General features: G+C 55.0%; 20 protein-coding genes. 6 read left to right on the plus strand and 14 right to left on the minus strand.

Annotation, left to right across the window (positions count from 1 at the left end):
* Window positions 1–188: 188 nt before the first annotated feature.
* From cobB to lolC, 5 genes are read right to left on the minus strand one after another with little or no spacing between them, the layout of a single operon-like run.
* Window positions 189–1,010, minus strand: coding sequence for a Sir2 family NAD+-dependent deacetylase (gene cobB / locus JBO43_RS09585; protein WP_103947606.1), 822 nt, complete (start codon window positions 1,008–1,010; stop codon window positions 189–191).
* A 15-nt stretch (window positions 1,011–1,025) separates the two neighbouring features.
* A complete protein-coding gene (gene nagK, locus JBO43_RS09590; RefSeq protein WP_202674197.1) occupies window positions 1,026–1,937 on the minus strand; it encodes an N-acetylglucosamine kinase in 912 nt (303 codons plus the stop codon).
* 54 nt (window positions 1,938–1,991) lie between these two features.
* On the minus strand, window positions 1,992–3,236 hold the full coding sequence (gene lolE / locus JBO43_RS09595) for a lipoprotein-releasing ABC transporter permease subunit LolE (protein WP_202674198.1): 1,245 nt from the start codon (window positions 3,234–3,236) through the stop codon (window positions 1,992–1,994).
* Window positions 3,236–3,937, minus strand: a complete 702-nt coding sequence (lolD, locus tag JBO43_RS09600; RefSeq protein ID WP_095281617.1) for a lipoprotein-releasing ABC transporter ATP-binding protein LolD — start codon at window positions 3,935–3,937, stop codon at window positions 3,236–3,238. The genes lolE and lolD overlap by 1 nt, the downstream gene beginning before the upstream one ends.
* Window positions 3,930–5,129 carry a lipoprotein-releasing ABC transporter permease subunit LolC gene (gene lolC, locus JBO43_RS09605; RefSeq protein ID WP_103947609.1) on the minus strand — a complete coding sequence of 400 codons (1,200 nt, stop codon included), beginning with the start codon at window positions 5,127–5,129 and terminating at the stop codon, window positions 3,930–3,932. Before lolC ends, lolD begins: the two co-directional genes overlap by 8 nt.
* A 269-nt stretch (window positions 5,130–5,398) precedes the next feature.
* On the opposite strand from lolC, the gene JBO43_RS09610 reads away from it, so the two are divergent.
* The 3 genes from JBO43_RS09610 to ldtC all read left to right on the plus strand — a co-directional run bounded on the left by JBO43_RS09610 (window position 5,399) and on the right by ldtC (window position 11,165).
* Window positions 5,399–6,472: an acyltransferase family protein gene (locus tag JBO43_RS09610; protein ID WP_095281615.1), complete on the plus strand. Its 1,074-nt coding sequence runs from the start codon at window positions 5,399–5,401 to the stop codon at window positions 6,470–6,472.
* 138 nt (window positions 6,473–6,610) lie between these two features.
* Window positions 6,611–10,057 carry a transcription-repair coupling factor gene (mfd, locus tag JBO43_RS09615; protein ID WP_202674199.1) on the plus strand — a complete coding sequence of 1,149 codons (3,447 nt, stop codon included), beginning with the start codon at window positions 6,611–6,613 and terminating at the stop codon, window positions 10,055–10,057.
* Window positions 10,058–10,205: 148 nt separating this feature from the next.
* A complete protein-coding gene (gene ldtC / locus JBO43_RS09620) occupies window positions 10,206–11,165 on the plus strand; it encodes a L,D-transpeptidase LdtC (protein ID WP_103948625.1) in 960 nt (319 codons plus the stop codon).
* 81 nt (window positions 11,166–11,246) lie between these two features.
* Here the strand turns inward: ldtC and bhsA are convergent, their stop codons facing one another.
* The gene (bhsA, locus tag JBO43_RS09625; RefSeq protein WP_095281612.1) at window positions 11,247–11,504 is read right to left on the minus strand and encodes a multiple stress resistance protein BhsA; all 258 of its coding nucleotides are present in this window, start codon (window positions 11,502–11,504) and stop codon (window positions 11,247–11,249) included.
* Window positions 11,505–11,750: 246 nt separating this feature from the next.
* Between bhsA and comR the strand changes: the two genes are divergently transcribed.
* Window positions 11,751–12,386 (plus strand): TetR family copper-responsive transcriptional repressor ComR, encoded by a 636-nt coding sequence (gene comR / locus JBO43_RS09630; RefSeq protein ID WP_095281611.1) that lies wholly within the window; start codon window positions 11,751–11,753, stop codon window positions 12,384–12,386.
* A gap of 200 nt (window positions 12,387–12,586) precedes the next feature.
* On the plus strand, window positions 12,587–14,779 hold the full coding sequence (locus JBO43_RS09635; protein ID WP_103948627.1) for a TonB-dependent siderophore receptor: 2,193 nt from the start codon (window positions 12,587–12,589) through the stop codon (window positions 14,777–14,779).
* A gap of 64 nt (window positions 14,780–14,843) precedes the next feature.
* On the opposite strand, the gene JBO43_RS09640 is transcribed toward JBO43_RS09635, so the two are convergent.
* The 8 genes from JBO43_RS09640 to hinT all read right to left on the minus strand — a co-directional run bounded on the left by JBO43_RS09640 (window position 14,844) and on the right by hinT (window position 20,930).
* Window positions 14,844–15,383: a glycine zipper 2TM domain-containing protein gene (locus JBO43_RS09640; protein WP_095281609.1), complete on the minus strand. Its 540-nt coding sequence runs from the start codon at window positions 15,381–15,383 to the stop codon at window positions 14,844–14,846.
* A gap of 192 nt (window positions 15,384–15,575) precedes the next feature.
* Window positions 15,576–16,880: an NAD(P)/FAD-dependent oxidoreductase gene (locus JBO43_RS09645; RefSeq protein WP_202674200.1), complete on the minus strand. Its 1,305-nt coding sequence runs from the start codon at window positions 16,878–16,880 to the stop codon at window positions 15,576–15,578.
* Between the two features lie 234 nt (window positions 16,881–17,114).
* The gene (gene ycfP / locus JBO43_RS09650) at window positions 17,115–17,657 is read right to left on the minus strand and encodes an alpha/beta hydrolase YcfP (RefSeq protein WP_095281607.1); all 543 of its coding nucleotides are present in this window, start codon (window positions 17,655–17,657) and stop codon (window positions 17,115–17,117) included.
* A 35-nt stretch (window positions 17,658–17,692) separates the two neighbouring features.
* Entirely contained in the window at window positions 17,693–18,718 is a 1,026-nt protein-coding gene (gene nagZ / locus JBO43_RS09655) for a beta-N-acetylhexosaminidase (RefSeq protein ID WP_202674201.1), read from the minus strand.
* A gap of 11 nt (window positions 18,719–18,729) precedes the next feature.
* Window positions 18,730–19,554: a thiamine kinase gene (gene thiK / locus JBO43_RS09660; protein WP_202674202.1), complete on the minus strand. Its 825-nt coding sequence runs from the start codon at window positions 19,552–19,554 to the stop codon at window positions 18,730–18,732.
* A complete protein-coding gene (gene lpoB / locus JBO43_RS09665; RefSeq protein ID WP_217450018.1) occupies window positions 19,535–20,185 on the minus strand; it encodes a penicillin-binding protein activator LpoB in 651 nt (216 codons plus the stop codon). Before lpoB ends, thiK begins: the two co-directional genes overlap by 20 nt.
* A 9-nt stretch (window positions 20,186–20,194) precedes the next feature.
* Entirely contained in the window at window positions 20,195–20,569 is a 375-nt protein-coding gene (locus tag JBO43_RS09670) for a YcfL family putative periplasmic lipoprotein (RefSeq protein WP_095281604.1), read from the minus strand.
* 1 nt (window position 20,570) lies between these two features.
* The gene (gene hinT / locus JBO43_RS09675) at window positions 20,571–20,930 is read right to left on the minus strand and encodes a purine nucleoside phosphoramidase (protein ID WP_006809243.1); all 360 of its coding nucleotides are present in this window, start codon (window positions 20,928–20,930) and stop codon (window positions 20,571–20,573) included.
* Between the two features lie 352 nt (window positions 20,931–21,282).
* On the opposite strand from hinT, the gene fhuE reads away from it, so the two are divergent.
* On the plus strand, window positions 21,283–23,493 hold the full coding sequence (gene fhuE, locus JBO43_RS09680) for a ferric-rhodotorulic acid/ferric-coprogen receptor FhuE (RefSeq protein WP_202674289.1): 2,211 nt from the start codon (window positions 21,283–21,285) through the stop codon (window positions 23,491–23,493).
* The last annotated feature ends 35 nt before the right edge of the window (window positions 23,494–23,528 follow it).

The following is a 23,528-nucleotide window of genomic DNA, read 5'->3' on the forward strand; positions in this document are numbered from 1 at the left end:
TACGCTTACCGGGCCTACAAGAGCGAGAAACCGCCTTACAATCCCTTCAATCTGGCACCTGAAAGCGGGTCGCTAACGTCAAGTAGGCCGGGTAAGGCGAAGCCGCCACCCGGCAAAAAACGACTGTGTAAGCTGAAAAATGCCCGGTGGCGCTACACTTACCGGGCCTACAAGAGCGAGAAACCGCCTTACAATCCCTTCAACAACTTCTCGACAAAATCTGGCACCACCACGCTCGCCAGACCATACTGCTTCTCTTCAAACTCGCTGCCCACCTGGCTCGGTTCCAGATTCAGCTCCACCGTATGCGCACCGTGCAGGCGCGCCTCATGGACAAAACCCGCCGCCGGATAGACATGCCCGGAGGTACCAATCGCGATAAACACATCGGCCATCGCCAGCGCGCTGTAGATCTCGTCCATGCCGAGCGGCATTTCGCCGAACCACACCACGTGCGGACGCAGAGGGGACGGGAACTGGCAGCAGTGGCACTTATCGTCCGGGGTGATATCGCCGGTCCAGTCAAGCACCTGCCCGCTCCACGCGCAGCGCACCTTCAGCAGTTCGCCGTGCATGTGGATGATGTTGTGATTCCCGGCGCGTTCATGCAGGTTGTCAATGTTCTGCGTCACCAGCAGAAAGCGGTCGCCTAACGCCTCTTCGAGCTTCGCCAGCGCCAGATGCGCCGCATTGGGCGCAATCTCCGGCGACTGAAGCTGTCGGCGGCGGTCGTTATAGAAAGTTTGCACCAGCTCAGGATTACGGGCGAAACCTTCCGGCGTCGCCACGTCTTCTACACGGTGTTCTTCCCACAGTCCGTCAGTGGCGCGGAAAGTCCGAATTCCGGACTCGGCGGAGATCCCCGCCCCGGTCAACACTACGACTCTTGGCTTTTCCATACCTTCTGGCATCACCCTGTCTCTGAAAAAAATCCGCTGGCGCAAGCGCTCACGCAGGCGGCGTTTAGTTTTGCGAAAACGGCTCAGTCGACCTAACCGACGCGACAGCATAAAAACCTCGTATAACTAGCGGGTGAGATGAAGGAATGCCGCACCGCGCATGCCTCCGGCATCCCCATGACGCGCACGTTCGATACGCGGTACGCGGGCGACCGGCAGCAAATGACGAGGCAGTCGCCCGGACAGATGCTCGGTGATCGCCGAGAAGTTGGATAATCCGCCGCCAATTACCAGCAGATCGGGATCGACGATGGTCAGAATATTGCCCAGACACACCGCCAGCAGATCGAGATAGCGCTCAACGTGTTCACGGGCCTGTTCATCGCCCTGCTCCCACAAGGTGATGATTTCTGGGGCCTCACGTTTCTGATGATAGAAGTGTTCGTAAAGCCATGCAAACCCGCGACCGGAAAGATAATTCTCAATACAGCCGTGCTGTCCGCAGCCGCAGCGTGTCAGGGGAAAATCACGCCCGACCACCTCGAGTGCATCCACCGGCAGGCGAATATGACCGAACTCGCCGGTGATATAGCTGCGCCCGGTAATCGGCTTGCCGTTAATGATAATCCCGCCGCCGACGCCGGTACCCAGAATCAGTCCCATAACTAAAGGATACTGACGAAACTCGTCGTCCCAGGCTTCGGAGAGAGCAAAACAGTTGGCATCGTTGTCGAGACGCACGTCGCGGTCAAGGCGAGCAGAGAGGTCGGCGCGCAGCGGTTTGCCGCTGGCGGCGGGAACGTTGGCCGCGTACAGCGTGCCGTCGTCGGTTTCCGGCATCCCAGGAATGCCGATCCCCACGGAGCCTTTCACGCCGAAACGGGTATCGGCTTCGGTCACCAGGGCGGCGACCGCGTTTAAAAATTCGTCGTAACTGTCGCGCGGCGTGGGAACGCGGGTTTCCCACTGCAGTTTGAGCTGTTCATCAAAGACGCCGAGCGCAATTTTGGTGCCACCAATATCAAATCCATAATACATAACGCATTCCTCTTTCTGATTTGGCGGTCCTAAAACCGCTAAATCATGACGTAATTACTGGCCACTTAGCACCCTCGCCGGATCAATTCGGCTTGCGCGACGCGCCGGATACCAGCTTGCCAGCAGACTCAGTAAAAGTGCTGTAACCAGCACATAAATAACGTCCAGCCAGTGCAATTCAGACGGCAGGAAGTCAATAAAATAGATATCGCCGGACAGGAACTGGTGCCCGATCAGCTTTTCAATCCCGTTGATAATGGGCGTTAACTGTAGAGAAACCACCACGCCAATCACCACGCCGCACAGGCTGCCGAACAGTCCCGCCAGCAAACCATACCAGACGAAAATGGCACGAATAAGACCGTCTTTCGCACCCAGAGTACGCAGTACGGCAATGTCACTGCTCTTGTCTTTGACCGCCATAACCAGCGTCGAAACGATGTTAAAACAGGCCACGCCGATCACCAGCACCATCGCCAGATACATAATGGCGCGGATCATCTGAATATCGCGATACATATAGCCGTAGGTGCCAATCCAGCTCTTGATATAGACATAGCTGTTGGTCACACCGCCCGCATCACGCACCAGTTTGTTGGCGTTAAAGACGTCGTTCACCTTGATGGCAATGCCGGTGACGCTGTCGCCCATATCCAGATACTGACGCGCATCGTCCAGCGGCACCATCGCAAAACTGTGGTCGAGTTGACCGCTCAGCTGCAAAATACCGGTGACGTGCAAACGCACGCGCTTCGGTTGCTGGAGCTTATGGTCGGCACTGGCGTTCGGGATCATGATTGATACCCAGTCGCCCTGCTTGACCTTCAGCGCATCGGCAACGCCTTTGCCGATAATAATCTGCTGTTCACCGGCTTTAAAGTTCGCCCACGCGCCGTTCTGCACAAACTGTGGCAGAGCGCTCAAACGCGCTTCCTGCTCTGGATTCACGCCTTTGACCTGAATAGCACGCAAATTCGCCCCGCTCTCCACCAGCCCGGTGAAGTTGATGTACGGCGCTGCGGCAGCAATGCCCGGCACTTTTTCGACTTTAGTGAGGGCCTCGCTCCAGTTGGTCCACGGCTGATTCACCGGCTCAATTTCGCCGTGCGGAACCACTGCCAGAATGCGGTTATTCAGCTCGCGTTCAAAACCGTTCATCGCACTTAAACCGACAATCAGCACCGCCACACCCAGCGCGATACCCACGGTGGAGATCACCGAAATCAGCGACACCATGCCGCCGCGACGGCGACCACGGCTAAAACGTGTACCGATCAATAAGGATAACGATGAAGCCATTACTCGGCTCCCATCAGGGTCAGTTCCGCCGTCAGACGACCGTCACGCATCTCCAGTTGGCGGCTCATGCGACGCGCCAGCTGCAGATCGTGGGTCACCACCAGGAACGCGGTTCCCTGAGAGGCATTAAGTTCACCCAGCAATTCGAAAATACTGTCTGCGTTACGCGCATCAAGGTTACCGGTCGGTTCATCGGCCAGCACCAGACGCGGGTTATTCACCAGCGCGCGGGCAATCGCCACACGCTGACGTTCGCCGCCGGAGAGTTCAGACGGACGATGATTCGCACGATGCCCCAGGCCAACGGCTTTCAGCATATCGCTGGCACGGGTGTTGATCTCTGCCGGTTTCTTTTTGCCAATCAGCAGCGGCATGGCGACGTTTTCCAGCGCGGTGAAATCAGGCAGCAAGTGGTGGAACTGGTAGATAAAGCCCAGCGACTGGTTACGCAGATCGGCTTTTGCCGTCGACGACATTTTGCTCATCGGCTGGCCCGAGAAAATCACATCGCCAGACGTTGGCGTATCCAGCCCGCCCAGCAGGTGCAGCAAGGTACTTTTGCCCGAGCCGGAGCTGCCGACAATCGCCATCATTTCGCCTTCGCCCACGCTGAAAGTGACCTCATGCAGCACATCAGTCTGCACGGTGCCTTCCTGATAGCGTTTGGACAGGTTGTCGCATTGCAACAGGATCTTATTCATAACGTAAAGCCTCAGCGGGTTGAGTGGCGGCGGCGCGCCAGGAAGGATAAAGCGTAGAGAGCAGCGCGATGGCCATTGCGACCAGCGCAATACCCACTACCTGCAATGGCTCGATTGCCACCGGCAGCGCGGCACCATCGAGCAGAATACCGATTATCGGCATTAAATTATTGAGCTGGCTGGCAAGTAATGCGCCCAGCACGGCACCGAGCAGCGCACCGATAATCCCGGCGCTCGCCCCCTGAACCATAAACACCGCCATAATCTGGCGCGGCGTCAGCCCCTGAGTTTGCAGGATCGCCACTTCGCCCTGTTTTTCCATCACCATCAGGCCAAGAGACGTGATGATGTTAAACGCGGCGACGGCAACGATCAGGCTCAGCAGCAGCCCCATCATGTTCTTTTCCATACGCACGGCCTGGAACAGCTCGCCTTTGCGATCACGCCAGTCCGTCCATTTGGTGCCTTCCGGCAGTTTTTGCTGGCTCAGGGTATCCACTTTCAGCGGTTCATTGAGCCACAAACGCCAGCCGCTGATGTTGCCCAGCGGATAGCGCATCAGGCGCGAAGCGTCCTGAATATTGACCAGCATTTGATAGCCGTCGACTTCGCTATTGGCGGCGAAAGTACCGATAACGTTGAACAAACGCTGGCTCGGCAAGCGGCCCATCGGCGTGAACTGACTGGCAGAGGGCACCATCACGCGCAGCTGATCGCCACGGTTGACGCCCAGCTGGCTGGCGAGTTGTTCGCCGAGAATCACGTTGTATTTGCCGGGTTCAAGATCGGTCTGTTTGACGTTGGTCAGATAGGGTGTGAGAGGGTCTTTTTGCGCCGGATCGATACCCAGCATCACGCCCACCGACACGCTGCGCGCGCTTTGCAGCACCACGTCACCGGTGGTCAGCGGCGCAATTCGGCTCACGCCCTGTAACTTCACGGCGCTTTCCGGCAGCTGTTGCGGGTTGATCGAGCCATTAGACGAAGAGAGAACCGCCTGCGGCATTAGCCCCAGGATGTTGTTTTGCAGCTCGCGCTCGAAGCCATTCATCACGGACAGAACCGTCACCAGCGCCATCACGCCAAGCGTAATGCCAATAGTGGAAAGCCAGGAGACAAAGCGACCGAAGCGGTCCGCGGCGCGCCCACGCATGTAGCGTAAGCCTATGAAGAGTGCGACAGGTTGATACATGAAATCCGTCTGGTTGCTGATAGCAGACCCACGAGTATATAAGCGAATCCGTTAAGCGTAAATGACTGAAACCGTAAGCTTTGGTAATGATTCTGGCGAAAAAGTCTGAGAAATCATCACGCTACTTCACGAATCAATATTCCCGAGAGACGCGCCATTCTCCACCTTTTCTGAAAATCCTCCGGATACAGACTGTTACCCGTTACATCTCTGGCCCCTTCGCCCAGGATTAACGGCTTCTTTTATGGCAAAACAAGGTTCGAAGACCGATGAAACAAAAAGCATTATGGATTAATCAGATAAAGGGGCTGTGTATCTGCCTGGTGGTGATTTACCACTCGGTGATCACCTTTTATCCTCACCTGAACGGGCTACAACACCCGCTGTCCGGTCTGCTCGCCAAATGCTGGGTCTATTTTAATCTCTATCTCGCACCGTTTCGTATGCCGGTGTTTTTCTTTATTTCGGGCTATCTTATTCGTCGTTATATCGATGAAGTAGGCTGGCGAATCAGCCTGGATAAGCGAATCTGGAGTATCGTCTGGGTGCTGGCGCTGTGGGGCGTGTTGCAGTGGCAAGCGCTGAGCCACATTAACGCCTGGCTTGCGCCGGAGCGTGAATTAGCCACCTCTTCCAACGCCGCATACGCAGGTTCGATCGGCGAATTTATGCGTGCCATGCTCACCGCCAGCACCAGCCTGTGGTATCTCTATGCGCTGATTGTCTATTTCATCCTGTGCAAACTGCTCAGCCGCTGGAAATTGCCGGTTCTGGCGTTCATGGCCCTGGCGAGCGTGGCGATTAATTTCCTGCCGCTGCCGTGGTGGGGGATGAACAGTGTGGTGCGCAATATGATCTACTACAGCCTTGGGGCCTGGTACGGCGCGCAGCTGATGGAGTGGATGAAAGGGATGACAATGCGCCGCACCTGGCTGCCGATTGTTGCATTTGGCGCGGTCTCGGTGGTGCTGTGGTTTGCCAATGTTCCCCTGTTGCTGTCGCTTCTGTCGATTCTGCTGATCATGAAACTCTTTTACAGCGTCGAGCAGCGTTATGCCGTCCATCCGAGCAATCTGCTGAACGTCGTCGGCTCGAATACCATTGCGATTTACACCACCCATCGCATTTTAATTGAAATGTTTAGCCTGTTCCTGATTGGTCAACTCAACGCCGGGACCTGGCCGGTGTGGGCCGAGCTGAGCCTGATTCTGGTCTACCCGTTCATCAGCCTGCTGGTGTGTACGCTGTTTGGCCTGGGCGCGCGCAAAGTCTCCAGCGCCCTGTTTGGTGACGTTTTCTTTGCTCCTCCCGCCCGTCTCGCACCGGTTCAGGCCACACGCTAACCCTTCCCTTCGCCCTCTTCCGGGGGCGAATTCACGCTCTGTGCGGTTCCGGTTTGCTAATGCAAAACGATCAAGGATAATAAAGACATTGCGTATCAGTGATATGTCCCAAAACTCATAAGAGACTCTGACAAAGCCATGCCTGAACAATACCGTTATTCCCTGCCCAACAAAGCGGGCGACCAGCGCCAGCTAGGCGAACTGACGGGCGCTGCCTGCGCCACGCTGGTGGCAGAGATCGTTGAGCGTCACTCTGGACCGGTGGTCCTCGTGGCCCCCGATATGCAAAATGCGCTCCGTTTGCACGACGAGATCCGCCAGTTTACCGACAGCCTGGTGTTCAACCTGGCTGACTGGGAAACGCTGCCCTACGACAGTTTTTCCCCGCATCAGGAGATCATCTCCTCGCGCCTTTCAACGCTCTATCAACTGCCGTCAATGCAGCGCGGCGTGCTGATCGTTCCGGTCAACACTTTGATGCAGCGAGTTTGCCCGCACAGCTTCCTGAACGGTCATGCGCTGGTGATGAAAAAAGGCCAGCGCCTGTCGCGCGATGCGCTGCGTGCGCAGCTCGACAGCGCGGGCTATCGTCACGTAGATCAGGTGATGGAGCACGGCGAATACGCCACGCGCGGCGCACTGCTGGATCTCTACCCGATGGGCAGCGATCAGCCGTATCGCCTGGATTTCTTCGATGATGAAATCGACAGTCTGCGCGTCTTTGACCCCGACACCCAGCGCACGCTGGAAGAGGTTGAAGCGATTAATTTACTGCCAGCACACGAATTCCCGACCGACAAAACCGCCATCGAGCTTTTCCGCAGCCAGTGGCGCGATAAGTTCGATGTGAAGCGCGACGCCGAACACATTTATCAGCAGGTCAGCAAAGGTACGCTGCCTGCGGGGATTGAATACTGGCAGCCACTGTTCTTCAGCGAGCCGCTCCCGGCGCTGTTCAGCTATTTCCCGGCCAAAATGCTGATCGTCAATACCGGCGATCTGGAGGCCAGCGCCACCCGGTTTGAGAGTGAAACCCGCGCCCGTTTTGAGAATCGTGGTGTCGACCCGATGCGCCCACTGCTCCCGCCAGAGCAGCTTTGGCTACGTACCGATGAGCTGTTTTCAGAACTGAAAAAATGGCCGCGCGTTCAGCTCAAAACAGAAAATCTGCCGGACAAAGCCGCCAACGCTAACCTGGCGTTTAAGACACTGCCGGACCTCTCCGTTCAGGCGCAGCAAAAATCGCCGCTGGATAATCTGCGCAAGTTTCTTGAAAACTTCACCGGCCCGGTGATTTTCTCGGTCGAGAGTGAAGGCCGCCGCGAAGCACTGGGTGAACTGCTGGCCCGCATCAAAGTGTCGCCAAAACGCATTTTGCGCCTCGATGAAGCCGCTGATAATGGGCGCTATCTGATGATCGGCTCAGCCGAACACGGATTTATCGATACCCTGAATAACCGGGCGCTGATTTGCGAAAGCGATCTGCTCGGCGAACGTGTGGCACGACGTCGTCAGGACAATCGTCGGACTATTAACCCGGATACGCTGATCCGTAACCTGGCCGAACTGCACGTCGGCCAGCCCATTGTCCATCTGGAACATGGCGTTGGGCGATATGCGGGAATGACCACCCTCGAAGCGGGCGGCATTACGGCGGAATACCTGATAATTACCTATCTCGGTGACGCAAAACTCTACGTACCGGTGTCTTCTCTGCATTTGATCAGCCGCTACGCCGGTGGCGCGGAAGAGAGCGCCCCGCTGCATAAACTGGGCAGTGATGCCTGGACGCGCGCGCGCCAGAAAGCCGCTGAAAAAGTGCGTGATGTCGCCGCCGAGCTGCTGGATATTTATGCCCAGCGCGCGGCGAAAACGGGCTACGCCTTTAAGCACGATAAAGAACAATATCAGCTGTTCTGTGACAGCTTCCCGTTTGAAACCACGCCGGATCAGGCCCAGGCCATTAACGCCGTACTCAGCGATATGTGTCAGCCGCTGGCGATGGATCGCCTGGTGTGCGGTGACGTTGGCTTCGGCAAAACCGAAGTGGCGATGCGCGCCACCTTCCTGGCCGTGGAAAACAATAAACAGGTCGCGGTGCTGGTGCCGACCACGCTGCTGGCCCAGCAGCACTATGACAACTTCCGCGACCGCTTCGCCAACTGGCCGGTGCGCATTGAGATGCTGTCGCGTTTTCGCAGTGCAAAAGAGCAGACGCAGATTCTGGAGCAGGCAAGCGAAGGCAAAATAGATATTCTGATCGGCACCCACAAGCTGCTGCAAAGCGATGTGAAGTGGAAAGATTTAGGCCTGTTGATCGTCGATGAGGAGCACCGCTTCGGCGTGCGTCACAAAGAGCGTATCAAAGCGATGCGTGCGGATGTGGATATCCTGACGCTCACCGCCACCCCGATTCCGCGTACGCTGAATATGGCGATGAGCGGGATGCGCGATCTGTCGATTATTGCCACGCCGCCTGCCCGTCGTCTGGCGGTGAAAACCTTTGTGCGTGAATACGACAGCCTGGTGGTGCGCGAGGCGATCCTGCGTGAAGTGCTGCGCGGCGGCCAGGTTTACTACCTCTACAACGACGTTGAAAATATCCAGAAAGCGGCAGATAAGCTGGCGGAGCTGGTGCCCGAAGCCCGCATTGCCATCGGTCACGGCCAGATGCGTGAGCGCGAGCTGGAGCGGGTGATGAACGATTTCCACCACCAGCGTTTCAACGTGCTGGTCTGCACCACGATTATCGAAACCGGGATCGACATTCCGACGGCGAATACCATCATCATCGAACGGGCCGATCACTTCGGTCTGGCACAGCTTCACCAACTGCGCGGGCGCGTCGGGCGTTCTCACCATCAGGCCTACGCCTGGCTGCTGACACCGCATCCGAAAGCGATGACCACTGACGCGCAAAAACGTCTGGAAGCAATCGCCTCTCTGGAAGATCTGGGCGCCGGTTTCGCGCTGGCGACGCACGACCTTGAGATCCGTGGCGCCGGTGAACTGCTCGGCGAAGATCAAAGTGGTTCGATGGAAACCATCGGTTTCTCGCTGTATATGGAGCTGCTGGAAAATGCCGTCGATGCGCTGAAAGAAGGCCGTGAACCGTCCCTGGAGGATCTTACTAGCCAGCAAACGGAGGTGGAACTGCGTATGCCTGCCCTGCTGCCGGATGATTTCATCCCGGATGTGAACACGCGCCTGTCGTTCTATAAGCGCATTGCCAGCGCCAAAAAAGAAACCGAGCTGGAGGAGCTAAAAGTCGAGCTGATTGATCGTTTTGGCCTGCTGCCAGATGCGGCGCGTAACCTGCTCGATATCGCCCGACTGCGCCAGCTGGCGCAGAAGCTGGGGATTCGTAAGCTCGAAGGCAACGATAAGGGCGGTGTGATTGAATTTGCGGAGAAAAATCACGTCGATCCGATCTGGCTTATTGGTTTGTTGCAAAAACAGCCGCAGCATTTCCGCCTCGATGGCCCAACGCGTCTGAAGTTCATGCAGGAACTGAGCGATCGTAAAACGCGCATGGAGTGGGTGCGAAACTTTATGCGTCAGCTAGAAGAGAACGCGGCGGCGTAATCTTGCTGTCTGCCCCGGCGGCGTGACGTCTGCCGGGGCAATATTTACAAACTCTTTGCACTTCCCCTGCGTTTCCCGACACGCCTGTTGGTCATAATCAGCAATTAACTTTTACATAACAATAACCTGAATATTATTGTGGATATTGGTGATGATGACTCTGCGTTTTACTCGCTGGATAACCCTTTTTGCTCTCGCGGCAACCGTCGCGATCGCCCTGCCCGCTCGGGCTAATACCTGGCCTCTGCCCCCAGCCGGAAGCCGTCTGGTAGGCGAGAACCGCTTCCACGTGGTGGAAAATGATGGCGGTTCGCTGGAGGCGATTGCCAAAAAATACAACGTCGGCTTCCTGGCATTGTTACAGGCCAACCCTGGTGTCGACCCGTACGTACCGCGCCCCGGCAGCGTCCTGACCATCCCGCTGCAAACGCTGCTGCCTGATGCACCGCGCGAAGGTCTGGTGATAAACCTCGCCGAACTGCGCCTCTATTATTACCCGCCGGGTAAAAGTGAAGTGACGGTTTATCCCATCGGGATTGGTCAGTTGGGCGGCGACACCCTGACGCCGACGATGGTGACCACCGTTTCGGATAAACGCGCCAACCCAACCTGGACGCCGACGGCCAATATTCGTGCGCGCTATAAAGCCCAGGGGATTGATCTGCCTGCCGTGGTTCCGGCGGGTCCGGATAACCCAATGGGTCATCACGCCATTCGCCTCGCCGCTTACGGTGGCGTCTATTTGCTGCATGGCACCAACGCTGATTTTGGTATCGGGATGCGCGTGAGTTCTGGCTGTATTCGCCTGCGCGACGGGGATATCGAGACGCTGTTCCGCGTGATAACACCAGGAACCAAGGTCAATATTATCAACACGCCGATCAAAGTGTCTGAAGAGCCGGGCGGGAGACGTCTGGTGGAGATTCACCAGCCGCTGTCGAAGAACATTGGTGATGATCCACAAACGCTGCCGATTACGCTTAACGCCGCGATGCAGACCTTCAAGGCCCGTGCAGATAGCGCGGTGATGGAAAAAGCGATGGACGTGCGCTCGGGAATGCCGGTGGATGTCACACCGCATCACGATGTAGGGCAACAGGCGCTTTAAGAATAGATAGAACGAAAAAAGGCCCTGCTTTTCAGCAGGGCCTTTTTTATAGCAGTGGCATATATGAGGGTTACGCCAGGCTTATTTGTAGATAACAGCGGTACCATGAAGGTTGTTCGGACCGGTTACAGAAGTGATGCGGAATGATTTCGCGCCCATTTCTTCTGCTTTCTGTGCTAACTGGTCTTCCAGTGAACCCAGGTTGGTACCTGCATTTGCAGAGATAGTACCGACTTTATGCTGGTCAGCCGGGGTGGACTGCACTTCTACAGCCGCGAAGCTTGCGAATGACAGTGAACTCAGTACAGCAGCAGCGATAAGGGTGTTGATAGTTTTCATGATTATTAGCCTTTAACAGATGAATTTGGGAGGTCGTTAGTTATTTACTTAACGATCGATAGGTAAATGATAGATGTGATCCAGGTCACACGTCAACATAATTTTATAATGACCATTAAATTAATTTTAAACCTCTTATTTTTCATACCCATATGATTAATTTATTTTTGTGAAATCAGTGCTGGTCGCGGGTGGCTATAATTTTTATAATGATCATTCAACAAACCAACACAGGTACAACGGCAAATGACAACCGACGTCACGAGTTGCGTAAAAAAAAGCCGTGGCCGACCGAAAGTGTTCGACAGGGATGCGGCGCTCGATAAGGCCATGACACTCTTCTGGCAGCATGGGTATGAAGCCACCTCGCTCTCCGACCTGGTCGAAGCGACGGGCGCCAAAGCCCCGACGCTGTATGCAGAATTCACCAATAAAGAAGGCCTGTTCCGCGCAGTGCTCGATCGCTACATCACGCGTTTCGCGGCCAAACATGAAGCTCAGCTGTTTTGCGAAGAGAAAAGCGTTGAGCAAGCATTGCAGGATTACTTCGCGGCCATCTCGGCCTGCTTTACCAGCAAAGACACGCCAGCGGGCTGTTTCATGATTAACACTTCCGCCACGCTTGCCGCCGCGTCGAAAGATATCGCTAATACAGTGAAATCGCGCCATGCGATGCAGGAAGAGACGTTGGGCGCGTTTCTACGCCAGCGACAAGAACGCGGTGAGATCCCGGCGCATTGCGATCCCCTCGAACTCACACAATTTTTAAGCTGTGTGCTTCAGGGGATGTCGATCAGCGCGCGCGAAGGCGCAAGCCTGGAAAAATTGCAAAGTATCTCCCGCACCACCCTGCGCCTTTGGCCTGAGCTGCTCAAACTCTGATTATCAGGGCGGGTCACCGCCCTTTTTCTTGTCCTCTCCCCCTCCTTTTCAAATTCTTATCCTGTAAACCCTCTTAATTCAGCGGGTTGATAATGAGACTCTTTCTCGGCACTATTCGTGTTTACATTTATTTCACAATGTTTCGATTGTGTAATTTGACCTGCCGAAAACAAAGAGCAAAAGCTCAACAAGGAATGATGATGAAGAAGAGCCTCTGGGTGCTCAACCCTGTTCTACTGGCCATCGCGATGCCGCTGTATGCAGAACAAAAAAACGAAGACAATCTGATTGTTAGCGCCAACCGTAGCCATCGCACCGTCGCCGAAATGGCTCAGACGACGTGGATTATCGAAGGCCAGGAGATTGAACAACAGGTTCAGGGCGGGAAAGAGTTCAAGGATATTCTCGGCCAACTGATTCCTGGCATGGACGTCAGCAGCCAGGGGCGCACCAACTACGGAATGAACATGCGTGGCCGCGCGATTGTGGTGCTGATCGACGGCGTGCGATTGAACTCGTCGCGCACCGACAGCCGCCAGCTGGATTCTATTGACCCGTTTAACGTCGAGCACATTGAAGTTATTTCCGGTTCCACTTCACTGTATGGCGGCGGCAGTACCGGCGGCCTGATTAATATCGTCACCAAAAAAGGCCAGCCGGAAACCCAGGTCGACCTGGAACTGGGCGGTAAAAGCGGCTTTAACAATAGCGACGATCGCGATGAGCGCGTGGCTGCCGCCGTCAGCGGTGGCAACGATCACGCCTCGGGCCGCCTGTCCGTAGCCTATCAGCGCTTTGGCGGTTGGTACGACGGTAACGGTGATGCACTCACCTTCGACAATACCCAGACCGGATTGCAGCATTCGGATCGTCTGGACGTGATGGGCACCGGTACGATTGAAATTGACGAAACCCGTCAGCTACAGCTGGTCACGCAGTATTACAAAAGCCAGGGTGACGATGATTACGGGTTGTATCTGGACAAGAATATGAGCGCCGTCACCGGCAATGGCACGGCTCGCACCTCCAGCGGATTTAGCTCTGACCGTATCCCTGGCACCGAGCGACATCTGGTTAGCCTGCAATATTCCGACACCGATTTCTGGGGGCAGGAACTGGTCGGGCAGATCTATTATCGCGATGAATCTCTGCGTTTTTATCCTTTCCCGACGGTAGCTAAAGGGCAAATCTCCAGCTTCTCCGCTTCCGAGCAAAATACCGACCAGTATGGCGCCAAGCTGACGCTGAACAGCACACCGCTCGACGGCTGGCAGCTCACCTGGGGTATTGATGCTGACCATGAAACCTTCGATTCCAATCAGATGTTCTTCGATCTGGCCAATTCCGTTCCTTCTGGCGGCATGAACAACCAGTCGGCTTACAGCACGGGCCGCTATCCGGGCTACAGCATTACTAACTTCGCGCCGTTCCTGCAAAACAGCTACGACATTAATGACGTGTTCACCCTCAGCGGTGGCGTGCGTTATCAGTGGACGGAAAACCGCGTCGACGATTTCATCGGCTATAAAGAGCAGCAAACAATCGCCAAAGGTGATGCGCTCTCCGCCGACGCGATTCCAGGCGGCAAAACCGATTACGATAATTTCCTCTTTAACGCGGGTATTCTGGCGCACCTTACCGAGCGCCAGCAGGTGTGGTTTAACTTCTCCCAGGGCGTTGAATTACCGGACCCAGGGAAGTATTACGGCAACGGCGCCTATAAACCGGTGGATGCACAAGGCCATCTGGCGCTCGGTAAAAGCGTGAATCCGAATGATGCAAAACTCGAAGGCATCAAAGTGGACTCCTACGAGCTGGGCTGGCGCTTTACCGGCGATCAGCTGCGCACGCAGATTGCGGCGTATTACTCGCTGTCGGACAAATCTATTGATATCAATCGTGCCGATATGACTATTGATGTGAATCCGCAAAAGCGCCGGATTTACGGCGTCGAAGGGGCGGTGGATTACTTTATTCCTGATAGCGACTGGAGTTTAGGCGGGAACTTCAACGTTCTGAAATCCGAGATTAAAACCAACGGTTCCTGGGAGAAATGGGACGTGACGCAGGCGTCGCCATCCAAAGCCACGGCGTACGTCGGCTGGGCGCCAGAACCGTGGGCGTTGCGCCTGCAAACCCAGCAGGCATTCGATCTGAGCGATGCGTCGGGCAATAAAATCGATGGCTACAATACCGTTGATTTTATCGGCAGCTATCAGCTCCCACTGGGCAAACTGACGTTTAGCGTCGAAAACCTGCTCGATAAAGAGTACACCACCGTCTGGGGACAGCGTGCTCCGCTGCTCTACAGCCCAACCTACGGCAATGCGGCGCTGTACGAGTATAAAGGCCGCGGACGGACCTTCGGTCTGAACTACGCCCTGACCTTCTGACAGGCGAAAAAAAGGCTCCTCAGCCTGAGCGTTTGAGGAGCCAAATTCAAAAATACCGCTTTTTTTACACCTTGTTATTCAGAACCAGCTGACCGTTGCTATCCAGAGGGATCTGGGTACCCGGATCTTTATCCATGCGGATTTTGCCCTGCTGATCGCCAATTTTGTAGGTCACATCGTAGCCGAGCATTTTTTCTGATTTGTCATACACGGTTTTGCAGCGCTGCTGCGTGGTGGTGTAGGTATCGCCGTCCTGCATCGCGCCCTGGACCTGGTTACCGGCGTAGCCGCCACCCAGTGCGCCGACCACGGTCGCGACATCTTTCCCGCGTCCGCCGCCAAACTGATGACCGATTACGCCACCCGCGACCGCCCCCAGCACGGAGCCTGCGATGCGGTTTTCATCCTGCACCGGGCGACGATGGGTCACCGCGACGTTGCGGCACTCCTGACGAGGGGTTTTCACCGATTCTTTAATCGGTGTGGCTGAAACAACTTGTGCGTACTGCGGGCCGCGTTCAAACACGTTCAGACTGGCCACTGCTGCCACGCCCAGCGCCGCAGCTACGCCAATCCCTATACCCGCCAACATAGATTTATTCACGGGACTTCCTCCTTTGTTGCTATTGGTAACAATTTTGCAATCAAAGACAAGAGTCGACTATCGGAATAACGCTCAAAAAGAGAGGAGTGAAATGAAAACCAGCGCGTTTCAGAGAACTCTTAAGCACCCTGACGGATATTGTCAGCAGGAAATGCTAAAAATCCCTCCGGGGGGCCCGGAGGGACTGAAGGATCAGTGCAGTTTGAGGCGCGGACGGATGACGCGGTTGATACTGCCTACCAGCATCATCAGGCCGGTTTTGAAATAGCCGTGCAACGCAACCTGGTGCATGCGGTACAGCGAGATGTAGACGAAGCGCGCGATACGCCCTTCAACCATCATCGAACCGCGCATCAGGTTACCCATCAGGCTGCCTACGGTGGAGAAGTTAGACAGAGACACCAGCGAGCCGTGGTCTTTATAAACGTAAGACTTCATCGCTTTGCCTTTGGTCTGCGCCAGAATGTTGTGCAGCGCCAGGCTTGCCATCTGGTGCGCGGCCTGCGCGCGAGGAGGGACAAATCCGCCTTCAGGACGTGCACAAGATGCGCAGTCACCGATGGCGAAAATGTTCGGATCGCGCGTAGTTTGCAGCGTCGGCTCGACCACCAGCTGGTTAATGCGGTTAGTTTCCAACCCGCCGATATCTTTCATGAAATCAGGCGCTTTGATGCCAGCCGCCCAGACCATCAGGTCAGCCTGAATATACTCGCCGCCTTTGGTGTGCAGACCGCCTTCATCAGCGCTGGTGACCATAGTTTGGGTCAGAACACGCACGCCCATTTTGGTCAGCTCGTTGTGCGCAGCACCGGAAATGCGTGGTGGCAGTGCAGGCAGAATGCGCTCGCCCGCTTCGACCAGCGTCACGTTCAGCGCTTCGTTGGTCAGCCCTTTGTAGCCGTAGCTGTGCAGCTGTTTTACCGCGTTGTGCAGTTCCGCAGAAAGCTCCACGCCCGTCGCCCCGCCGCCGACAATCGCGATGTTCACTTTGCCGCTGGCACCGAGGTTGTTGGAGTATTTCAGGAACAGGTTCAGCATTTCCTGGTGGAAACGACGCGCCTGATGCGGGTTATCCAGGAAGATGCAGTTTTCTTTCACGCCTGGGGTGTTGAAGTCGTTTGAGGTACTGCCCAACGCCATGACCAGCGTGTCGTACGGCAGTTTACGCTCAGGGACCAACAGCTCGCCTTTTTCATCGCGCAGCTCTGCCAGGGTAATGGTTTTGCTTTCGCGGTTGATATCCATCACCGAACCCAACTGGAACTGGAAATCATGATTACGCGCGTGCGCCAGATAGCTCAGGGCATCGACACCTTCATCCAGAGAACCGGTGGCGACTTCATGCAGCAGCGGTTTCCACAGATGGCTGTGGTTGCGATCGACCAGCGTAATTTTGGCTTTCTTGCCACGTCCCAGCTTCTTGCCGAGTTGCGTAGCCAGCTCCAGCCCACCGGCACCGCCGCCTACAATCACTATCTTTTTCAATGGCGTAGTCAATGTGACCCCCTAAATTATTAACCAATTGTTAATTAAAAGTTATGATAATAACCCTTAATTAACAACAGGTTACAGCACTGAAACCATTCAACGGTATTGAGAATAACACGCAAGGCGCATTGGTCATACCAAAATTGATATGAATCAAGTTTTGATGATTGAAAATTGTTCAATTGTAGCAAAGACAAAGCCCGGCACGCTTACGTGGCCGGGCTTTGAGTTAGTCAGAGGGGATTAACCCAGGGTCTTGAAGGCTTTGATGCGCTGTAGATGCGGGGAGATATTTTTGAATTTGTGGGTCTGTTCTTCGTCCCAGACAATTTCATAGTAATGATGCAGCAGTTCTGCCGCGCGGAGATTATCCAGCGCCTCGTCGTGACGGGAAAGGATCGCCATGCAGCGGTCGCGGTTCTTTTCGCGGAAATTGCTCACGCATTTGGTGGCGATATCGGTGTACTCTTCCGGGCGGTCAATCTTGCCTTCCATGTTCTCATCAGGGAACAAATTAGGATTGAAAACCACCTGGCGAATATCGCAGAGAAAACCGATTCGCTCTGCCCAGTAGCCGCCGAGACCCACGCCGCAAATCAGCGGGCGATCGTCAACGTTGAGCTGAAGCATTTTGTCCACTTCTTTGAGCAGATGCGCCATATCATGCTTCGGATGGCGCGTGCTGTAGCTAATCAGCCGCACGTCCGGGTCGATGAACTGCAGTTGCAGCACTTTCTCATGGTTACCTGGACTGTTCGAATCAAAACCGTGCAAATAAATGATCATTGTTTCCTCACCACACGACGCCTTCCGAGAGGGGTTTATTGGCCCGCTTTGTGTGCCTGCCAGCGCTCATTGAGTGCTTCCAGCTCTGTGTTCACTGTCTTCCAGCGAGCCGAACTCATCAGCTCCTGACGGCTAAATGAACCTTTATGATACAATTGTGTAACACGTTCAGCATTGATCGGCGACAGGTTATCTAACACGCTAACCGCCCCTTTACGATTATTGCAGACCAGGATCATATCGCAACCTGCATCCAGTGACGCCTGACCGCGCTCGGCGTAGCTGCCCATAATCGCCGCCCCTTCCATCGACAAATCGTCGGAGAAAATCACGCCGTTAAAGCCCAGCTCCTGGCGCAGAATGGTTTTGAGCCAGTGTGGGGAACCGCTGGCCGGACGTGGGTCGACATCGCTATAGATAACATGCGCGGGCATGATGGCATCGAGTTTGTTATCGGTAATCAGCGAGCGGAACACCGACATATCTTTAGCTCGAATATCGGCTTCAGAACGCGGATCGCGCGGCGTCTCTTTGTGGGAGTCCGCTGTGACCGCGCCGTGTCCAGGGAAATGTTTCCCGGTCGTTTTCATTCCGGCGTCGTGCATACCGTCAATAAAACGCGTCGCCATCGTAAGCGCAATCTGCGGATCTTCGTGGTAAGAGCGCTCGCCAATTGCGGCGCTGATGTGCCCAACATCCAGCACTGGCGCAAAGCTGATATCAATATCCATCGCGATCATTTCGCTCGCCATCAGCCAGCCCGCGTCCTGCGCCATTTTGCCGCCCTGTTCTGTACCCAGCAGCGCAGCAAAAGATTGTGCCGCCGGCAGACGGGTGAAGCCCTCGCGAAAACGCTGCACGCGTCCGCCTTCCTGATCGACCGCAACCACCAGACGGTTGCGGGACGCCGCACGAATCTGGCGGACCAACTCGCGCAACTGCGCGGGATCGTGATAGTTGCGGGTAAACAGAATCAGCCCACCCACCAGCGGATGCGCCAGAATATCGCGCTCTTCCGCATCCAGTTCATACCCTTCGACATCCAACATTACTGGACCCACACGAACCTCTCTTATCCTTTAGTTTGTAACTGACGCCAGACGTCATCTGCCAGCGCAATAAATTGTTTGTCCGCCGATTGCTGAAAGCGCAATTCGAACCATCCGGCCATCATCATCAAAACCCAGGGCCGCCAGCGCTGCACCTGCTGTTGCAGTTGATACGCGTCCATGTTCGCCGTTTTGGCATAGGCCTGAACCAAAGCCCGCCGGGCGTTTTCTGACGGCATCCAGACCGCCGCCAGTTCCAGCGCCACGTCGCCATCGCCTGCGTACTCCCAGTCGATCAGCCGTTCTCCCGTTGGGGTATGCACGATATTTCCGGCATGAACGTCCATATGCAATGGCACCAGGCGCAGGGGCTGCGGTTCACCGCGCTGATGCAGGCGTTTGAGCGTGGCGAGCCAGAATGGCGATCGTCTGGAAGGCGCCGCCCGCTGCCAGTAATCGTCAAGCAGCGGTAAGATTGCGATGCGCCATCCCAGGCGAGATTGCTGATGCAGATAATACAGCATGCCCGCCAGCGTTTGGGTATCGGGAAGCTCGCATTTGATCTCGCCCACAAGATACTCCACCGCCATCCAGCCGTGATGAAAGAAGTGCGGTTTCGGAACCAGATTTGCGGGAAGGCGTTTAAGGACATGGTGCTGACGGCGAAAAGCGAAGGCTGGCCCGCTCGCATCGTGATGCTGGCGTAAAACCAGACGGCGATCGCCGTGCTCAATAATGCAACTCGCGCCGCTAAACCCGGCGTGGGCTTGCGGCGCGATGAGGCGATATTGCGGAAAATAGCGCGAAATAATGGCTTCGCGCGTGGCGTTATTGTTGTGTAACGGCACCTTTACCTGACCAAATAATCTCACCGGTCTGGACCAACATCAGCTGCATTTGCAGGGTTGGCGTATTGACGTTACCTGTGGCGTTGGAATACAGCACGTATTGCGCCCCGACGTTGCGGGCAATGCCGATCGCCTTGCTGCGCGAGCCCAGGCTGTCCTGCGGTGACAGACCCAGCTGCTGCTTGGCGACTGACAGCTGCTGCACGGAAACCAGCGTAAATTTGCCATTATTCGCCAGCGCATTGCGCAGCGTTTCCGTGGCTTCACCGGCATTCAGCGAGCCGTTAGTGCGATTGTTTACGCTATCCACCAGCAGCACGCTGCCTGCGGTGACACCCTGAGCCTGCAGCATTTTGCCGACCATCGGCTGCATGGCACCGTTCCAGTCATAGTGGCGCACGCGCGGCGTCGGTTGTGCCGTTTGATCAGGATGTTCAATCGGCCCCGGTTGTTCAGGAATCGTTGGAACGGATGGCACCGTCGGGACAGGTTCCGTTGGCGTCACCGGCTGTTCAGTGCCGGGTTTAACCTCATCAACGGGCGCGGGTTGCTGTTCAGTACGGTTGATACACCCCGACAGGAACAGCGCAAAAGCGGTAACGAGCGCGTAACGGCCCAAATTCTTAATCAAGGTTCACCCCTACAAATAAAGATAAAGTCTGACCTTATGCGCACCCAGATAATTAGCGCTGCCATAAAGCGTGACCGACGAATTCGCCGGAATGATGACGCTGCGCGGCGCTTCAAGTGGATGCATTTCGAGGCCTCTTACGTCATACCAGAAAAACCGATAGTGGACGGTGACGGGCTCATGTCTTTCGTTATAGAGCTTAGAGGACGCCGACGGCTGGATTTCGCTGACCGTAAGCGACGGCGCTTCAGCGGTAATGCCCGCAGCCAGAACCGACGACTCCATCACCAGCGTTTGTTCATCGCTGACAGGGATCGCGGGGCGGGCGCTACAGCCCACCAGTACCATCGTCAGAGCCAGAACAGCAATACGCCCTCTTTGCATATCAAAGACCTTTATGCGCCAGCATCGGCCCAAGCGGACGACCGCCCAGCAGATGCATGTGAATATGATAAACTTCCTGCCCACCATGACGATTACAGTTCATGATCAGACGATATCCGTCTTCGGCAATCCCTTCCTGCTCAGCAATTTTTGCCGCTACCGTCAGCATACGGCCTAACGCCACTTCATGCTCAGTTTTCACGTCATTGACGGTCGGAATCAGAATATTGGGGATGATAAGGATGTGTGTCGGAGCCTGAGGTGAAATGTCGCGAAAAGCCGTGACCAGTTCATCCTGATACACGATATCCGACGGGATTTCACGGCGGATAATTTTACTGAAAATCGTTTCTTCAGCCATGACGTTTTCCTTTTTTTGTTTAATCTGGCGTGACGTGAGTGGCAAATGCTGACGTGCGGCGTATTGCCCGTGACACAACACAAGAGTATGAGCGAGTTTCTCCTGTCCTTTCAACCTTATCCCGTGATTTCTTTCCTTCTCGTGTGATTGATGGTCGCTGATTGACCATCGTGCCCCCAGAAATTACTGAAACATAATTTCAGGTGAAATGGTTACATCTGTTTACATGGTTAATTCAAATGCGTATATTTCGCATTTGCATTTTCATGCGCATTTTCAACATAGAAATGACCTCCGACCGTTATCGGGACTGGGGCAGATAATTTTCCATTCACTCAGAAAGGGTTTGATGATGTCTTTCATTAATCACACCAGGGATGGGCAACGTCAGCCTGCCGCAACACCAACGTTGCTGGCAGCCTGCATTGCTATGGCATTGATGCCGACCGCAAGTTTCGCTGAGACCAATCCAGAAGATACCGTTGTCGTTGACGGTGCAGATAACGCGCAAGATCAGAATAGCGCGCAGGATCAGGACTACAGCGTCAAAACCACCACCACCGGCACCAAGTTATTATTGGTTCCGCGCGATATTCCGCAGTCGGTCAGCGTGATCAGCCAGCAGCGTATGCAGGACCAGGAACTCAATACCATCGGCGCAGTGCTGGATAACACCGTCGGAGTGAGTGCTTCCCGTATCGATACCAGCCGTACCAACTTCTTTGCCCGCGGATTTTTCATCAGTAACTTCGCCTATGAAGATATGCCGACGTTCCTCGACAGCCGCTGGAACTTCGGTGATACCGCAGGTGACACTGCTATTTTCGATAAAATCGAAGTGGTACGCGGGGCCGCCGGGCTGATGAGCGGAACGGGTAATCCATCTGCCTACGTCAATATGGTGCGTAAACATGCGGACAGCAAAGAATTTAAAGGTAACGTCTCCGCCACCTACGGCAGCTGGGATAAACAGCGTTATGTGATGGACTTGCAGGCACCTCTGACGGAATCCGGCAATGTTCGCGGCCGCGTGATCGCTGGTTATGAGGACCGGGATTCCTGGGTTGAGCGTAATCACTACCGCAAGAAATTCGTCTCCGGCATCCTTGATGCAGACATTACCGACTCCACTACCCTCTCTCTGGGATATGACTATCAGGAAAGCGAAGAAGACAGCCCAACGTGGGGCGGTTTCCCTTCTATGTTCAGCGATGGCAGCAAAACCGATTTCCGTCGCGGCTTTAACACCGCAGCCGACTGGACCTATTCCAACAACGACTCCACGAAGGTCTTTGCTAACCTGACCCAGCGCTTTGATAACGGCTGGGAAGCCAAAGTTAACGCCATGCACGCCGAAACCAACTTTGACAGCAAGCTGATGTACATCGATGGTTATCCGGATAAAACCACTGGTCTGTACGATGCATCCAGTTTCCAGGGTGCCTGGGGCGGCTGGAACAGAGGTGAGCGTAAACAAGATTCGGTGGATGCCTTCGTGCGCGGCGGGTATGAGCTACTGGGGCGTCAGCATGAAGCGATGTTTGGCGGCAGCTACAGCCGTCAGCGCAATAACTATGACAACTCCTATCCGGTGAATGACAACTATGGCCTGATGGATGTCGGCAGTATTTATGACTACAACGGCAAGCTGGCCAATCCGACCTGGTCTGACTTCGCGCTGTACCAGCGTGACGTTATCCGTCAGAAATCAGTGTACGCAGCCACCCGCCTCTCTTTGGCCGATCCTCTGCACCTGATCCTTGGCGCGCGTTATACCGAATGGAGCGCCAAGTACAACCTGGAGCGTAAACCGGATGAAATCCGTAACGCGAAGTTCCATGAGGTCACGCCGTATGCGGGTCTGGTCTATGACATCGACGATACCTGGTCGATTTACGGAAGCTATACCTCAATTTTCCAGCCATCTGGCCAACGTGATATCAACAGTAACTTTATCGATCCAACGACCGGTAAGAGCTATGAAGCCGGTGTGAAAGGTGATTGGTTCAATACGCGCCTTACTGCGACGGTTGCCGTTTTCCGTATCGAGCAGGATAACGTTGCAGTGCCTACCGGGACGCCTATCCCTGGCTCGGGTGGTCAAACCGCCTATAAATCAGTAGACGGTACCGTCAGCAAAGGTATCGAGTTCGAGCTGAACGGTGCGTTAACCGATAACTGGCAGTTGACCTTCGGCGGAAGTCGTTACATTGCCGACGATGAAGATGGCACGGCAGTCAACCCGAGTCAGCCACGTACTTCACTGAAGCTGTTTACCCGTTACCAGCTGCCAATGTTGCCTGAGCTGACCGTGGGCGGTGGCGCTCGCTGGCAGAACAAAACCTGGCAAGATATTGATAACGGCCCGAACGGCGTGAAGCAGATTACTCAGGACGGTTATACCGTGGTGGATCTCTTTACCCGCTACCAGGTCACCAAAAACTTCTCCGTGCAGGGCAACCTGAACAACGTGTTCGACGAGGAGTATTACGACTACCTGGGTTCCTACGGTGTGTATGGTGCGCCGCGTAACTTCTCTGTGAGCGGAAGCTACAGTTTCTAAGTATGCAGTGATGACAAAGGGAGCCGATTGGCTCC

This window comes from Lelliottia jeotgali (assembly GCF_016771845.1).
Classification (GTDB): domain Bacteria; phylum Pseudomonadota; class Gammaproteobacteria; order Enterobacterales; family Enterobacteriaceae; genus Enterobacter; species Enterobacter jeotgali.